16 protein-coding genes and 1 pseudogene are annotated in these 14825 nt (G+C 75.2%); 7 read left to right on the top strand and 10 right to left on the bottom strand.

Features of this window, described 5'->3' with window-relative positions; all coding sequences use genetic code 11:
* Positions 1–37: 37 nt before the first annotated feature.
* From QA634_RS10625 to pdxH, 5 genes are all read right to left on the bottom strand, one after another.
* Positions 38–478 (bottom strand): TIGR02301 family protein, encoded by a 441-nt coding sequence (locus QA634_RS10625; RefSeq protein WP_012331968.1) that lies wholly within the window; start codon positions 476–478, stop codon positions 38–40.
* Positions 475–930 (bottom strand): NUDIX hydrolase, encoded by a 456-nt coding sequence (locus QA634_RS10630; protein ID WP_012331969.1) that lies wholly within the window; start codon positions 928–930, stop codon positions 475–477. The genes QA634_RS10625 and QA634_RS10630 overlap by 4 nt, the downstream gene beginning before the upstream one ends.
* Complete coding sequence (locus QA634_RS10635) at positions 927–1967, bottom strand: hypothetical protein (RefSeq protein WP_012331970.1); 1041 nt, start codon at positions 1965–1967, stop codon at positions 927–929. Before QA634_RS10635 ends, QA634_RS10630 begins: the two co-directional genes overlap by 4 nt.
* Positions 1960–2682, bottom strand: a complete 723-nt coding sequence (locus tag QA634_RS10640; protein ID WP_043701057.1) for an SDR family NAD(P)-dependent oxidoreductase — start codon at positions 2680–2682, stop codon at positions 1960–1962. The genes QA634_RS10635 and QA634_RS10640 overlap by 8 nt, the downstream gene beginning before the upstream one ends.
* A 145-nt stretch (positions 2683–2827) precedes the next feature.
* Complete coding sequence (pdxH, locus tag QA634_RS10645; protein WP_012331971.1) at positions 2828–3460, bottom strand: pyridoxamine 5'-phosphate oxidase; 633 nt, start codon at positions 3458–3460, stop codon at positions 2828–2830.
* 75 nt (positions 3461–3535) lie between these two features.
* Here pdxH and QA634_RS10650 point away from each other — a divergent pair, with 75 nt between their 5' ends.
* Both QA634_RS10650 and QA634_RS10655 read left to right on the top strand, forming a co-directional pair.
* On the top strand, positions 3536–4036 hold the full coding sequence (locus QA634_RS10650) for an RT0821/Lpp0805 family surface protein (protein WP_043701060.1): 501 nt from the start codon (positions 3536–3538) through the stop codon (positions 4034–4036).
* A 153-nt stretch (positions 4037–4189) separates the two neighbouring features.
* Positions 4190–5128, top strand: a complete 939-nt coding sequence (locus QA634_RS10655) for a DnaJ C-terminal domain-containing protein (RefSeq protein ID WP_012331973.1) — start codon at positions 4190–4192, stop codon at positions 5126–5128.
* Positions 5129–5168: 40 nt separating this feature from the next.
* Here the strand turns inward: QA634_RS10655 and QA634_RS10660 are convergent, their stop codons facing one another.
* A complete protein-coding gene (locus QA634_RS10660; RefSeq protein ID WP_012331974.1) occupies positions 5169–6686 on the bottom strand; it encodes a flavin-containing monooxygenase in 1518 nt (505 codons plus the stop codon).
* Positions 6687–6853: 167 nt separating this feature from the next.
* On the opposite strand from QA634_RS10660, the gene QA634_RS10665 reads away from it, so the two are divergent.
* A complete protein-coding gene (locus QA634_RS10665) occupies positions 6854–7432 on the top strand; it encodes an amino acid synthesis family protein (RefSeq protein WP_012331975.1) in 579 nt (192 codons plus the stop codon).
* Positions 7433–7436: 4 nt separating this feature from the next.
* Here QA634_RS10665 and QA634_RS10670 read toward each other — a convergent pair whose 3' ends face one another.
* A complete protein-coding gene (locus QA634_RS10670) occupies positions 7437–8171 on the bottom strand; it encodes a pseudouridine synthase (protein ID WP_012331976.1) in 735 nt (244 codons plus the stop codon).
* Complete coding sequence (locus QA634_RS10675) at positions 8168–9106, bottom strand: class I SAM-dependent methyltransferase (RefSeq protein WP_012331977.1); 939 nt, start codon at positions 9104–9106, stop codon at positions 8168–8170. The genes QA634_RS10670 and QA634_RS10675 overlap by 4 nt, the downstream gene beginning before the upstream one ends.
* 168 nt (positions 9107–9274) lie before the next feature.
* Here QA634_RS10675 and QA634_RS10680 point away from each other — a divergent pair, with 168 nt between their 5' ends.
* Complete coding sequence (locus tag QA634_RS10680; protein WP_012331978.1) at positions 9275–11035, top strand: response regulator; 1761 nt, start codon at positions 9275–9277, stop codon at positions 11033–11035.
* Between the two features lie 10 nt (positions 11036–11045).
* Here the strand turns inward: QA634_RS10680 and QA634_RS10685 are convergent, their stop codons facing one another.
* Positions 11046–11405 carry a diguanylate cyclase domain-containing protein gene (locus QA634_RS10685; RefSeq protein ID WP_012331979.1) on the bottom strand — a complete coding sequence of 120 codons (360 nt, stop codon included), beginning with the start codon at positions 11403–11405 and terminating at the stop codon, positions 11046–11048.
* A gap of 86 nt (positions 11406–11491) precedes the next feature.
* Between QA634_RS10685 and QA634_RS10690 the strand changes: the two genes are divergently transcribed.
* Positions 11492–13108 carry an isovaleryl-CoA dehydrogenase gene (locus tag QA634_RS10690; RefSeq protein WP_012331980.1) on the top strand — a complete coding sequence of 539 codons (1617 nt, stop codon included), beginning with the start codon at positions 11492–11494 and terminating at the stop codon, positions 13106–13108.
* Between the two features lie 141 nt (positions 13109–13249).
* Here QA634_RS10690 and QA634_RS10695 read toward each other — a convergent pair.
* A pseudogene (locus QA634_RS10695) lies at positions 13250–13522 on the bottom strand (DUF2306 domain-containing protein); the annotation flags it as partial.
* A 93-nt stretch (positions 13523–13615) separates the two neighbouring features.
* Between QA634_RS10695 and QA634_RS10700 the strand changes: the two are divergent.
* Both QA634_RS10700 and QA634_RS10705 read left to right on the top strand, forming a co-directional pair.
* A complete protein-coding gene (locus QA634_RS10700) occupies positions 13616–14182 on the top strand; it encodes a TetR-like C-terminal domain-containing protein (protein ID WP_012331982.1) in 567 nt (188 codons plus the stop codon).
* 151 nt (positions 14183–14333) lie between these two features.
* Positions 14334–14804 (top strand): hypothetical protein, encoded by a 471-nt coding sequence (locus tag QA634_RS10705; RefSeq protein WP_012331983.1) that lies wholly within the window; start codon positions 14334–14336, stop codon positions 14802–14804.
* Positions 14805–14825: the final 21 nt, after the last annotated feature.

The raw sequence follows: 14825 nt of genomic DNA on the forward strand, positions 1-14825 counted from the left end.
TCTCGATCGATGGGCGCGGCAGCGAGCCTGCGCGCGGCTATCCTCCGAACCGCCCCGCCAGCGCCGTGCTCAGCCGCTCGCCCTCCGCGATGAAGCGGGCGGAGGCCTCCTGGGCCGAGGGCGTGCAGATCCGGTAATTGACCGCGTAACCCCGATAGCCGCGATTGTAGGCGCCCGCGAGCCGGTCGCGGCGGCCGGGCGTGGTCCCCTCCGCCTCGAGGAGGGCCTTCATCCGGGCCGGCCACTCGGCCGCGTCCGCCTGCCCGCAGAGGTCGCGCAGGAAGCTCAGCGCCCCGATGATCTCGGACAGGCGCAGCAGGTCCTTGTCGTAGGGGGCCGGCGCTTCCGGCGGCGGGGGAGGCTCCTTCTCGGGCGGTTTGGCGGGCGCGGCGGGCTTCGCCCGCCCCTGCTGCGCGAGAACCGGGGCCGGCGCGAGCCCGAGCAGAGCCGCGAGCCCGAGGGCGAGCAGCCGCCTCACGGCGGGCCCTCCACCGCCGCCACCGCCTCGGCCAGGATCGCGAGCAGCCCGTCCGTGGTCGGCAGGGCGGCCGCCTCCGCCACCGTCACCCAGCGCACGTCGAGGGCCTCGTCGCCCGGGGCGGGCTCGTGGCGCAGCCAGCGCGCCGCGTGCGCCATGATCACGAAGTGGTGCAGCACGCGGCCGTCGCCGTCGCGCTCGATCACCTCGGTCGGCGACAGGCCGGCCACGATCTCCGCCTCGACCCCGACCTCCTCCCGCAACTCGCGCAGGGCCGTCTCGGCGAGGCGCTCGCCCGGCTCGACCAGCCCTCCGGGCAGCGAGTAGAGCCCGTGCAGGGGCGAGCCGCCCCGGGAGGCGACGAGCACCCGGCCCCCGCGCACCACCGCCACGGAGGCGGCGAGGTAGGGGCGGGCCGGGTAGCGCCGGCCCTGCGGGTCGCTCGCCGTCACGGACGCAGGTCGGCGACGCGGCCGTCCTCGAGCGCGACCAGGATGTGGAGGCCGCGCCCGCGGCCCAGCACCACCGGCGCGGCCCGCGCCGGGGAAGGCAGGGCGATGCGGGCGCGCTCGACGATGCCGCCCTTCAGGGAGAGCAGGGCGAGGGCGGAGCGGTCGCGGGTCGGCACCGCGAGCGCCGGCACGCCGTCGCCGTCGAGATCCGCCGCCGCGCCGGCCTCGGCATAGCCGGGCGCCTCGCCCGCCAGGACGGCGCCGCCGGGACCGATCCGCCAATGCTGCAGGCGGCCCTCGCCCGGCGCGCCCCGCACCAGCGCCAGGGTGACGCGGCCCGATCCCTCGAAATCGCCCGAAGCCGCGGGGCCCGGCACGCCGCCCTCGGCCGGGGTCTCGGCGGCGACGCCCCAGCTCTCGCCCTCGCGGGCGATCACCACGAGGCTCGCCTTGTCGGCCCGGACCTTGGCGGCGAGCAGGCAGAGCCGCCCGTCGAGGTCGACGGCCTGGACCGTCCCGCCGGCGAAGACCGCGTCCTCGCCCGCCGCCACCGTCGAGGTGGCGATCGGGACCGGCTTCGGGTCGGCGCTGCGGGCCACCGGCTGGCGCTCGCGCACCGTCACGGTCGCGGCGGCGGGGCGGCCGTCCGGGGCGCTGCGCGGATGGCTGAGGAAGGCCGAGACCGGGCCGGACAGGGCCCGCCGGGAGCCCGGCACCGCCCCCCGCGGCGTCTCGGAGGCGGAGAGACCCTCGGCAGCCCAGGCCGGGATCGGCGTCGCGGCGACGCCGCCCTCGTCGAGCGACACGATCGCGCCGCCCTCGGCGCCCCAGGCAACGGCGACGCCGCCCGGGCGGCCGCGCGGCATCAGCCCGGAGGTCTCGGCGGCGAGGGAGACCTCGCTGCCGGGGCCGCGGATCTCGGTCACCCGGAAGGGCAGGGGCAGGAGCGAGACGGCGGGCTCGGCCCGCGCGGCGGCGGTGAGGCCGGCCGCGAGACCGACCAGCAGGGCGAGCGCGAGCGCCGCCCGCTCAGACATGCTGGCCGCCGTTGATGTGCAGCTCCGCCCCGTTCACGTAGGACGAGGCCTCGGTGCACAGGAAGTAGATCGCCTTCGCCACCTCGTCGGGGGTGCCGAGCCGCCGCTGCGGAATCTGGGCCACGAGCTTGTCGGTGCCCGGCGACAGGATCGAGGTGTCGATCTCGCCCGGCGAGATCGCGTTCACGCGCACGCCGAGTGGCCCGAAATCCGACGCCATCTCGCGGGTCAGCCCGGCGAGCGCCGCCTTCGAGGTGGCGTAGGCCGCCCCCGCGAAGGGATGCACCCGCGAGCCGGCGATCGAGGTGACGTTCACGATCGAGCCCCGCGCCCGGGTGAGCTCGTTGCACAGGCCGCGGGCGAGCAGGATCGGCGCGAAGAAATTGACCTGGAACACCCGCTGCCAATCGTCGAACGGGGTCGCGATGGCGCCCATCCGCTCGCCGCCGGGGGCCTTGGGCGAGATGCCGGCATTGTTGACGAGGGCGTGCAGCAGGCCGCCCTCCTCCTCCAGGCGCCGCGCCACCTCCTCGACCCCCCGCACGGTGTCGGCGGGGTCGGCGAGGTCGACCTGGAGGTGGTCCTCCGGCCCCATCTCCCAGGGGCAGTTCTCCGGGAAGGGGTGGCGCGAGCAGGTGATCACCCGCCAGCCCGCCGCGGAGAACCGCTTGACGGTGGCGTGGCCGATGCCGCGGCTGGCGCCCGTGAGCAGCATCACGCGCCGGCGTTCGTTGCTGGACTGGGCCAAGGCTTGTCTCGAATCCGGTGCGGGGCGCGCCGCCCCTCGGCGGCGCGGGTCGTGCGTCAGGTCTAAGCCCGGGTCGGGCGGAAATCCAGCCTCGCGGTGCCGCAGCGCAGCATCACGGGAAGAGCCGGCTGCGCTCCCAGCCCTCGCCGGCCCGGGTGAAGCGGACGCGGTCGTGCAGCCGGAAGTCGCCGTTCTGCCAGAACTCGATCGTGACGGGCGTCACCCGGAAGCCGGTCCAGTGGGGCGGCCGGGGCACCTCGTCCTCGCCGAAGCGCGCGGCGGCCTCCGCCACGGCCCGCTCCAGGGCGCCCCGGCTCTCCAGGGGCTCGGATTGCCGGCTCGCCCAGGCGCCGATCCGGCTGTCGCGGGGCCGCGTGGCGAAGTAGGCGTCGGCCTCCGCATCCTCGACGCGCCCCACGGCGCCCCGCACCCGCACCTGCCGGCGCAGGCTCTTCCAGTGGAACAGCAGCGCCGCCTGCGGGTTCTCGGCGAGTTCGAGCCCCTTGGCGGAGCGGGAATTGGTGTAGAAGACGAAGCCCTGCGCGTCCAAGCCCTTCAGCAGGACGATGCGCGCATCCGGCAGCCCGTCGCGGCCGGCCGTGGCGAGCGTCATGGCGTTGGGATCCTCCGGCTCGGACCCCTGCGCCTGCTCGAACCACTCGGTGAACAGCGCCCAGGGATCCGTGCGCTCGGTGAAATCACCGTTCGTTAACGCGGCCACGGCATCGTCCCTTTCATGTGACATCGGATGCGAGGACAGGCCGGCGTCGCAGGCTCGCGTCGCGGCGCTGGGGCCGGTCCCGCGGTGGGTACAGGTGGTATGCGTCGTCACGTGTGTAAAGCGAATTCCCCAGCGACACGGCGCCCGGCGGCACGCCTCCTCCGCGCGGCGCTGACCGGCGGCCTGCTCGTCGCCGGGGCGGGTTGCAGCCAGCCGCTGCTCGTCTTCCAGGCCAAGCCGCAGGCCGAGGCGCCGGCGCCCGAGCCGACCAGCACCGGCAGCATCGGGCCGGTCGCGCCCCGCAGCTTCGGGGGCGACCTCACGGCCGAGGATTGGCGCCGCGCCAGGGCCGCCCTCGCGGTGGCCCTCGATCCCCAGGGCAACGGCCGGCCGGTGAAGTGGGACAACCCGGATTCCAAGATGCGCGGCATGGTCAACCCGACCGGCCTGCCCTACGTCGCGCAGGACGAGATCTGCCGCAACTTCCTGGCGACGGTGATCGCGCCCACCGGCAGCCGCTTCGTGCGCGGCACCGGCTGCCGGCCCTCGGGAGGCTCCTGGGAGCTCAAGAGCCTGAAGGCGACGCGCGCCCCGGCCTGACCGGGCGGGGCCCCGGCCCGAATGGCCGGCCCGGCGGTCCCGCCGCCCGCGGGGTCGCCAAGGCGTTGCAAACCGGCAACACATCTCCCACATTGGCGGCAGAGATCATCACGGAGCGCCACCGCCCGGGCTCCGCAACGGCACCGGATCCCCATGCGCAATCCCTACGACGTGCTCGGCGTCAGCCGCACCGCCGACGAGGCCGAGATCAAGAAGGCCTTCCGCAAGCTCGCGAAAACCTATCATCCCGACCGCAACAAGAACGACGCCAAGGCCAAGGACCGCTTCGCCGAGGTCAACCAGGCCTACGAGATCCTGGGCGACGCCAAGAAGCGGGCGGAGTTCGACCGCGGCGCCATCGACGCCGAGGGCAAGCCGCGCTTCCAGGGCTTCGAGGGTTTCACGGGCGGCGGCGGCGGGCCGCGGGGCGGCTTCTCGGGCTTCGACTTCGAGTCGATGGCGCGCGGGCGCGGCGGCGCGGGCGGCGCGGGCGGCTTCGGCGAGGACATCTTCTCGCACCTGTTCGGCGACGCCTTCCGCGGCGCGGCCGGGGCCGGCGCCCGGACCACGGCCCAGAAGGGCGACGACGTCGCGGCGGAACTCACCGTGACCCTCGACCAGGTCGCCAGCGAGGCGAAGCTGCGGCTGAGCCTGCCCACCGGCCGCGAGGTCGAGGTGGTGGTGCCCAAGGGCGTCACCGACGGGCAGGCGATCCGCCTGCGTGGCCTCGGCCATCCCGGCCGGGGCGGCGGCGAGGCGGGGGACGCGCTCCTCACCATCCGGTTCGCGGCGGATTCGCGCTTCCAGGTCGAGGGCGCGGACCTGCGCACCAGCGTCGAGGTGCCGCTGGAGGACGCCGTGCTGGGCGGGCCGGTGCGGATCCAGACCCTGACCGGCGCGGTCGAGATGAAGATCCCGGCCATGACCAGTTCCGGCCGCACCTTCCGCCTGCGCGGCAAGGGCCTGCCGAGGAAGGACGGCACGCGGGGCGACCTCCTCGCCAGCGTGGCGATCATCCTGCCCGAGGGCGCCGACGAGGCGCTCCTCGATTACGCCCGCAAGCGGCGCAGCGCCCGGGCGACGACGGGCTGAGCCGCGGGCCGGACCGGACCGGCCCCGGGCGGTGGACGCCTCACGCGGCCCGCCGTCCCGGCGGCGCCCGCCGCCCGAATTCCAGCGCGCCGTCCTCCACCGCGCCGAAGCGCAGGGCCGCGAGATCGAGCACGTAGTTCTGGTGCAGCCGCCACGGCTTGCGCGTGCCCTGCTTGGGCAGCAGCGCCAAGCCGCGCTGGATGTAGCCCGAGGTGAAGTCGATCACCGGCTCCTCGCCCTCCGCCGCGCCCCGGCGCGGCGCGCACCACTCGTCGCCCCGCGCCTCCATGCGGGCGATCAGCCGGCAGACGAAGCGGGCGGTGAGCTCGGATTTCAGCGTCCAGGACGCGTTGGTGTAGCCGATCGAGACCGCGAGGTTCGGCACCCCGCTCAGCATCATGCCCTTGTACAGGAAGGTCTCGCTGGCCACGACCGGCCGACCGTCGACGCTGAGCGTCATGCCGCCCAGCATCTTCAGCCGCAGCCCGGTCGCCGCCACGATGACGTCCGCCTCGATCTCCGTGCCCGAGCGCAGCCGCAGGCCCGTCTCCGTGAAGGTCTCGACGTGATCGGTCACCACCGAGGCCCGGCCTGAGCGGATCGCCTTGAACAGGTCGCCGTCCGGCACGAAGCAGAGCCGCTGATCCCAGGGCTTGTAGCGCGGCGTGAAATGCGTCGCGACGTCGTAGTCGGGGCCGAGCTGGGCCTGGACGCCCTTGCGCAGCAGGCCGGCGAGCTGCTCGGGCCGGCGGCGGGCGAACTGGAAGAGGACGATCGCGAGCGCGATGTTCTTCCAGCGCGCGAGGCCGTGGGCGAGGGCCGCGGGCAGCCGCTTCCTCATCCAGGTCGCGACCCGGTCCTCCGCCGGCAGCGACATCACGTAGGAGGGCGAGCGCTGCAGCATCGTCACGTGCGCGGCGGTGCGGGCGAGTTCGGGCACCAGGGTGACGGCGGTCGCGCCGCTGCCGATCACCACGACGCGCTTGCCCGCATGGTCGAGATCGGCCGGCCAATCCTGCGGATGCACCAGGCGCCCGCGGAAGCGGTCCATGCCCGGCCAGTCGGGCAGGTAGCCCCGGTCGTAATCGTAGTAGCCGGTGCAGAGGAACAGGAAACGGCAGCTGAAGCGGGCGGCCCGCCGCTGCGGCCCCGCCTCCGCCTCCACGGTCCAGCGCGCCTCCTCCGAGCGCCACGCCGCGCTCACGACCCGGTGGCCGAAGCGGATCTTCCGGTCGATGCCGGCGGCGGCGGCGGTCTCGCGCAGATAGGCCAGGATCGCCGCGCCCTCGGCGATCGAGCGCTCCTCCCGCCAGGGCCGGAACGAGTAGCCGAACGTGTAGAGGTCGGAATCCGAGCGCAGGCCGGGATAGCGGAACAGGTCCCAGGTCCCGCCGATCGCCTCGCGGCCCTCCAGGATCGCGTAGCGCGCCCCGGGCAGAAGCGTCTGCAGGTAGTGGCCGGCCGCGATGCCCGAGATGCCCGCACCGACGACCAGCACGTCGAGTGCCTCCGAGCCTCCTGCCTCGCGCGGGGCCGCGCCGAGGTCGGTCTGATCCATGCTCTCTCCTCCCGATCGGCTCCGAGGCCCTGCATGGGCCGAAACCGGCGCTCAGGTCCAGGGACCTTCGTGCCTCAGGTCCAGGGACCTTCGTGCCTCAGGTCGGGGTCGCCACGGGGCCCGCGGCATGGGATATCGGCCCGTCGAGCTGCGCGGGGAAGGCGCCCATGATCGAGGTCCGCAAGATCGTCGTCACCGTCGAGGAGGTGCGCCACGACGGCGGCCCGATCCTCGCCGCGCCCGTGCTGAAGGGCGCCCTCGCCTGCGTGGTCCGCAATCCCTTCGCGGGGCGCTACGAGCCCGAGATCACCCCGATGATGGAGGCGCTGAAGCCGCTCGGGCTCGAATGCGCCGACAAGCTGCTGCGGGCCCTCGGGGGCGATCCGGGCCGGATCGAGGCCTACGGCAAGGGCTCGCTGGTCGGCGCGGCGGGGGAGCTGGAGCACGGCGCCCTCTGGCACGTTCCGGGCGGCTACGCCATGCGCGAGCGCCTCGGGCAGGCCCTCGCCATCGTGCCCTCGATGACCAAGGTCGGGCCGATGGGGGCGATCCTCGACGTGCCGATCCACCACAAGGACGCGGCCTATGTCCGCTCGCATTTCGACGGGATCACCGTCTGCGTCGCCGACGCGCCGCGGGCCGACGAGATCCTGTTCGCCCTCGCCATGACGACCGGCGGGCGGCCGCACGCGCGCGTGGGCGGCCTCGCCAAGGGGGACATCTCCCAGTGGAACGGCCTGCGCTGAGCCCTCAGGCGAAGATCCGCCCCAGCGCGGCGGCATCGAGGATCCGGTAGGCGCCGGGCGCGAGGTCCTCGGGCAGGGTCAGCCCCCCGACCCGGTCCCGGTGCAGGGCCGTGACGTGGTTGCCGAGCGCCGCGAACATCCGGCGCACCTGGTGGTAGCGCCCCTCGGTGAGGACGACGCGCGCCTGCCGCGGCCCCTGGGCCGTGAAGCCGACCGGCAGCAGGGGCGCCTCCTCGCCCTCCAGCATCAGGGTGCCCGAGACGAGGATCGCGCCCTCGTCGCCGCGCAGGGGCCGGTCCAGCTCCACCCTGTACTGCTTCTCGATCTTCGCCTTGGGCGAGATGATGCGGTGGAGGAGCGCCCCGTCATCCGTGACGAGGAGCAGGCCGGAGGTGTCCTTGTCGAGGCGGCCCACCGTGGAGAGGGCCGGCTCCCGGCGGCGCCAGCGCTCCGGCAGCAGCCCGTAGACGAGCGGTCCGGCCTCCTTGTGCGAGCAGGTGACGCCGGTCGGCTTGTGCAGCATCAGGGCGAGCGGGGCAGGGGGGTCGAGGGGCTCGCCCGAGACGGTGAGCCGCGCGGGCAGGTCCGCCGTCGCGGCGATCCGCCCGTCCGCCTCGCGCAGGGCCTCGCCGTCGAGGCGGATGCGTCCGGCCCGGGCCAGCGCCTGGATCTCCCGCCGGGAGCCGTAGCCGAGATTGGCGAGGAGCCTGTCGAGGCGGATGGTGGGGGTGCGGCTCATCGGATCGCCTCGTAGACCTTGTAGCCGTGGCCGCTCGCGCGCGCCGTGACCGTCCGGAACGCCTCGGCCAGCACGGCCTCGTAGGGCAGGTGAAGGTTGGCGGTCAGCCAGAGCGCGCCGCCGGGGCGCAGCACCTCCGCGGCGCGGCGGATGAAGGCCTGGCCGAGCCCCTGGTCCTCGCTCCCCTTCAGGTGGAAGGGCGGGTTCGTCACCACGAAGTCGAGCCGCCCGGGCAGGGCGTCGGCGCGGCGCGCATCCGCCCAGGCGACGTGCGCGCGCGGATCCTCGACGTTGCGGCGCGCGGCCGCCACCGCCCGGCGGTCGATGTCCGCGAGGGTCAGCGCCGTCACCGCGGGCGAGGCCAGCACCGCCCGGGCGATCACGCCGAGGCCGCAGCCGAGATCGGCGCCGCGTCCCTTGAGCGGCGGCAGGGTGTCGAGCAGGAGCGCCGTCCCGGGATCGATCCGGTTCCAGCTGAAGATGCCGGGCTGCGTCCACAGCCCGAGGTCCGGGAGGTAGCGCGGGGCGCCCTCCGCGAGCGCGGCCTCGATCCCGACCGGCGCCGCCGGCCGCTCCGCCCGGCAGATCCGGTGATGGCGCTTGGCGGTCTCGGCGACGGCGCAGCCGAAGCCGGCCATCTCCCGCCCGAGTCGCGACCCGCCGCGGTCCTTCGGCGCCAGCGCGGTGAGGCGGCCGGAGGGGCGCAGCACCCGCAACCCCTGCGCGAGTACCGCCCGCCGCTCCGCGGTGCCCGGCGGCGCCAGGATCACCACCTCGTCGAGCGTGTCCGCGGCGAAGTCCTCCAGCGCCGCGGCGCCCGGGACCAGCGGGGAGACTTGGCGTGCGCCCTCGCAGGTCGGAACCAGGTCCGGCGGCGGGGCTCCGTACACGGCGCGGGTGACGGCAGGTCGCGTCGAGGGGGTAGTCTCATCCATGTCCGGTCCCATCCGGACGAAGGTCCGGGCCCGGCTGCGATAGAACGGGCGGCACCCCGACCGCAACGTGATCTGCGCCGATGCAACCCGCAGGTGCTATAACGCAGGGTTAATGTCTGATAACATATGTGAACGGGTCACGCTGTCTCGGACCCTCGGACGGCCCCGATGCGCTTCCCGCTGCCTCTCGCCGGCGCTTTCACAGGTCTCGCCGTGGTGGCGGCGCTCGCGCTCCTGCAGCTCCTGGAGCACAATCGCCTGCTGGAGGTCGGCCTCAAGGAGCTGGAGATCGCCGGGCCGGCGGCGCTGGCCGCGACCCTCGCCGCCCTCGCCTGCGCGGCCGCCGCGGCGATCGGCCGGCTGACGTGCCAGAACCGGGCCTTGGCCGCGACCGCGCGCGAGCTCGAGCGGGATCTGGCGGCCCGGTCCTGGGAGGAGGCCCGGGGCCGGAGCATCCTGGCGGCCCTGCTGCGCGCGAGCGGGGAGGGCGTCGCGCTCCTGGACGGGGAGCTTCGCCTGACCTTCGTGAGCGCTCGCTGGGCCGGCCTCGTCGGCTGCGGCCCGCCGCGGGCGGTCTCGGGCCGCCGCGTCGAGGAGGTGTTGCCGGAGGCGGTCCGCGCGGCCTGCCTGGCGCTGCTCGAGGATCTGCGGGAGGGACGGGCGGGCGAGGCGATCCTGCCCTGCCCGCGCGAGGCCGCGGACTCGCGCGAGGCTCGGCCGGCGCGCATCGGCCTCGCGCTGCTTTCCCTGCCCGACGGCCCGCAGCCCGAGCGCTACGTCATCCTCTGCCGGCCGCTCGGCCCCGGGGAGCGGGCCGCCCCGGCGCCGCGCCCGGAGGCCGACTTCCTCGCCATGATGGGCCACGAGCTCCGCACGCCCCTCAACGTCGTGCAGGGCTACGTGGACCTCCTCGGCGCGCAATCCGGTCTGACGGCGACGCAGCGCCGCTACGTCGAGGCCGCCGGCGCCGCCACCGCCAGCCTCTGCACCATCGTCGACGACGTCGTCGACCTCGCCCGGATCGAGGGCGGCCTGGTTCAGCTCGACCCGCGCGGCTTTGCCCTGCACGCCCTGACCGCGGAACTGCGCATGCTGCTGCGCCACGCCGGCGGGGCCGAGATCGAGGTCGAGATCGATCCCGCCGTCGCGCCGCGGCGTCGCGGGGATCCGGACCGCCTGCGCCAAGTGCTGCTGTACCTGCTCGGCGGCCCGCCGGCCGAGCGTATCCGCGTGGTGATCCGCAACGGATCCGCGCCGGGCGCGGTCCGATTCTCGCTGACCGGGCCGGGCACGCGGGGCTGGGCCGGCCGGATCCGGGACTTCGAGCGGCTCCTCCCGCCCGCGAGCGGAACGCGGCTGGGCGGCAGGAATCTGCGCGTCTCGATCGCGGGCCGCCTGATCGCCCTCATGCAGGGGAGGACCGGCACCGCGTCGGACCGTGACGAGGAGGTCTTCTGGCTCGAATTCGATCTCCCGCCCGAGCTTCCTGCCGCGGCGCGGGCCCCGGGTCCTCCGGAGAGATCCGCGCGCGCCGCACCTGCCCGGCTCCTCCTCGCGGAGGACGTGGCGATCAACCGCGAACTCGGGCGCGTGCTCCTGGAGCGGGGCGGCTACCACGTGGACGTGGTCGGGGACGGAGACGCCGCCCTGGCCGCCGCCACGACGGGCCGCTACGACCTCGTCCTCCTGGACATGCGCCTGCCCGGCACCGACGGGTTCGCGGTGGTCCGGGAGATCCGCGCCCTCGCGGCGCCGCACTGCGCCGTGCCGGTCGTCGCGCTGAGCGCCGACGTCACGCCCGAGCAGGTGGCGCGCTGCCGCGCCGCCGGCATGGACGAGTGCCTCGGCAAGCCCTTCTCCCGGGCCGACCTCTACGCCGTGATCGAGCGGCTGCTCTCCGCGCGGGTGCCCGTCCCGGCCTCCGGGTGAGGCCGGGGTCTCAGACGCTGTCGGGACGATCACGTCCGGACAGCGTCTGAGAAGCCCGCGCGGCGCTTGAGCGAAGCCGAAATCCGCATTGCGCCGCAATCCGTCGGATCACGAGCCCGCGCGGCGCTTGAGCGAAGCCGAAATCCGCATTGCGACGCAATCCGTCGGATTTCGGATCACGCCCCCCGGCCGTCCAGGGCGGCGGGGCGACGCGGTCGCGACCGGCGCGCTTGGCCGCGTAGAGGGCCGCGTCGGCCCCTCGCACGCGCTCCTCGACGGAGACGGCCCCGGCATGCCCGGCCGCGACCCCGAGGCTCACTGTCACCACCTCCGAGCGGCCGCCGCCCGCGTGCGGGATCGCCAGCGCCACGAATGCCGCCCGGAGGCGCTCGGCCGCGGCGAGCGAGGCAGGCGGCTCGATTGCATCCGGTGCCCGCGGCCCGCAGGATGGCCCGGATGGCGACCCACGACGTCCTCAACCAGAGCACGCCTTTCGCGGACGTGAACCTGATCGCCGCCGACGCGCCCCTGCGGGGCGCCCTGCGGGCGAACGGGGTCGATCCCGACGAGCCCGGGCTGGCCGCCTTCGGGGCGGAGTGGGGCGCGGCGGAGCGCCTCGAGGGCGGCCGCCTCGCCAACGAGAATCCGCCGCGGCTGCGCACCCACGACGCGAGCGGCCGCCGCGCCGACCGGGTGGAGTTCCACCCCGCCTATCACGCCCTGATGCGGGCGAGCGTGGGGGCGGGCCTGCACGCCTCGCTCTGGGACGGCGCGGCGCCGGCCCTGCCGTTCGGCCGGGGCCACGTGGCGCGGGCCGCCCGCCTCTACGCCGTCGCGGGTGTCGAGAGCGGCCATCTCTGCCCCATGACCATGACCAGCGCCGCGGTGGCGGCCCTCGCCGCCGCGCCCGACCACCTCGCCGCGTGGTGGCCGCGCCTCACCTCCCGCCGCTACGATCCGGAGTTCCGGCCGTGGTTCGAGAAGGCGGGCGTCACCCTCGGCATGGGGATGACGGAGAAGCAGGGCGGCACGGACGTGCGCGCCAACACCACGGCGGCGCGGCCCGCGGGCGACGACGTCTACCACCTCACCGGGCACAAGTGGTTCTTCTCGGCCCCGATGTGCGACGCCTTCCTGGTCCTGGCGCAGGCTCCCGACGGGCTCTCCTGCTTCCTGGTGCCCCGGCACCGGCCCGACAGGAGCGTCAACGCCCTGCGGCTGCAGCGCCTGAAGGACAAGCTCGGCAACCGCTCGAACGCCTCCGCGGAGGTCGAGTTCGAGGAGGCCTTCGGCTGGCGCCTCGGCGAGGAGGGGCGGGGGCTGCGCACCATCCTGGCGATGGTGCAGCTCACGCGGCTCGACTGCGCGGTGGCCTCGGCCGGGCTCGGCCGCATGGCCCTCGCGCTTGCGCTCCACCACGCCCGCCACCGCAGCGCGTTCGGGCGGCCCCTCGCCGACCAGCCCGCCATGCGGGCGGTGCTGGCGGATCTCGCCCTCGCCGTCGAGGCGCAGGTCGCCCTCGTGATGCGGCTCTCCGCCAGTTTCGACCGGGGCGAGGCGGTCCGCGCCCGTCTGCTCACCCCCGCCGCGAAGTACGCGGTCTGCAAGGCGGCGCCCGGCCTCGTCGCCGAGGCGATGGAGTGCCTCGGCGGCAACGGCTACGTGGAGGAGAATCCGCTCCCCCGCCTCTACCGCGAGGCGCCGGTCAACGCGATCTGGGAGGGGTCGGGCAACGTCATGGCCCTCGACGTGCTGCGCGCGGCCTCCCGCGCGCCCGAGGAGGCGCGGGCCGTCCTCGCCGCGCTCGCGGCGGAGGCGCGGGACCTGCCGGGCGCCGCCCGGGCCGCCCGCGACGTGGCGGAGGGCCTCGCGGCGCCGGACGCGCCGGCGCGGGCGCGCTTCGTCACCGGGCGCCTCGCCGCCCTCGCGGCGGCGGCGGCCCTGGCGACCTCAGCGCCCCCCGCCCTCGCCGAGGCCTATGCGCGCACGCGCCTCGCCGGGGAGCATGCCCTCTTCGGCAGCGCGGATCTCGGGCGGGAGGCGGACCTCCTGCTCGCCCGCGCCCTCCCGTGAGGCGGCGGGCGCCGGCCCGTCGGTGAACAGCACCCGGTGCATGATCCGCCCCGGCAGCAGGGTGAACAGGCCCGTCACCACCAATCCCCCGGCGAAGAGCGAGGTCATGGTCAGGCGATGGGCCGCGATGCGGCCCCGGCGGGCATGCGCCACCGCGGCGACGAGGGAGGCCAGCGTCGCCGCGGAGAGTCCGTGGATCCAGCCGAACGGCCCGAACTGCCGCACCTGCCAGATCCCGAACGAGCTGAGCGCGACGAGCGCCATCAACCCGACCCAGACCCATCCGAGCCCGCGATGACGGGCACCGCCCCTCGGCAGGACGAGCTGCGCCGCGCCGAGCCCGAGGGCGGCGAGGGCGGCCGCGGCGTGGATCTGGATCAGCGGCGAGGCGGTGAGCAGGGGGTGCAGCGTCATGGCGGGCCCGGGCTGGACCGCCGCGCGGGGCCGTGGCCGCCCGGGGCGCCGGCCCTATGATGGCGCCGTCACCATCCGGGGAGGATGTTGTCATTGTCAACATCGCGGCGGGGCGGGGCGGCGCCCTATCACCACGGCGACCTGCGCCGGGCCCTGCTGGCGGCGGCGCGGGCGCTCCTTGAGGCGGGCGGTCCGGAGGCGGTGACGCTTCGCGAGGCGGCCCGGACGGCGTACGTGTCGCACAACGCGCCCTATCGCCACTTCGCGAGTCGGGACGCGCTGCTGGCCGCGCTGGCGGCCGAAGGGTTCGTCGCCCTGGCTGAGCGGCTGCGCGACGCCCGGGCGCGCGCCGCCTCCGAGCCACTCCCGGCGCTGGGCCGCGCCTATCTGGGCTTCGCCGAGAAGGAGCGGGCGCGGTTCCGCCTGATGTTCGGCGGCTCCCTGGAGCGCGCCGCGCATCCCGCCCTCGCGGCCGGGGCGGCGGAGGCGTTCGGGGTGCTGCGCGATTCGGTGGCGTCGGGCACCCCGCCGGAGCGGGTCGGCCCCGCGGCGATCCACGCCTGGGGCTTGGTGCACGGCCTCGCGACGCTGGTGGCGGACGGCCAGATCGGCCGGGAGGAGGCGGATGCGGCGCTCGGGCGGGGCGCGGGGCCGGGCTGAGGCCGAGGATCTCCCTCGACGGCGGCGCGGGCTCGCCTAGAGCAGCACCCGATCACGTTGCAATCGGGTGCTGCTCTCGATCTTTGATCTTGCCGCATTTTCTGCGACGAACCGGCATCCACTTCGTCGGAAAATGCTCTAGATCGGCCGCATGCTGCCGCGATTGCTCCTCTGCGCCCTCCTCGCCGCCCTGGCCTGCCTCGTCGAGGCGCGGGCGCAGGCCCCCGTCCGCAACGTCCTGCCCGGAACCTGCGAGACGCTGGTGCTCGGTGGGCGGGATGCCAGCGCCACCTGCGCGAACGAGCTCGTCAACGGCGTCGAGGGCCGCCGCACGATCTTCGAGTTCCGGTCGAGCGACGGGAACGCGGTCGCCTTCAGCGGCACGGGCGCGCCGCAGGAGCGGCAGGAGGAATTCGGAGTCGACGCGACCCAGCCGGTGAGCGTGCTGATCCTGACGAGCAAGGGACCGGACGGCGCGGTCCTGCGCGACACGCTGATGACGGTCGGCTCCTGCCGCTTCCCTCCGGCGGAGCCCGGCACCTCGCGGGTGGTCTGCGCCGCCGACACGCAGCGCGGGCGCTTCGAGGGCGTCTTCGTCACCAGGGCCGGCGCGAAGCCGTGACGGCGGCGCGGCCGGCCGGCC

Source organism: Methylobacterium sp. CB376 (assembly GCF_029714205.1).
In the GTDB taxonomy this organism is placed as follows: Bacteria; Pseudomonadota; Alphaproteobacteria; order Rhizobiales; family Beijerinckiaceae; genus Methylobacterium.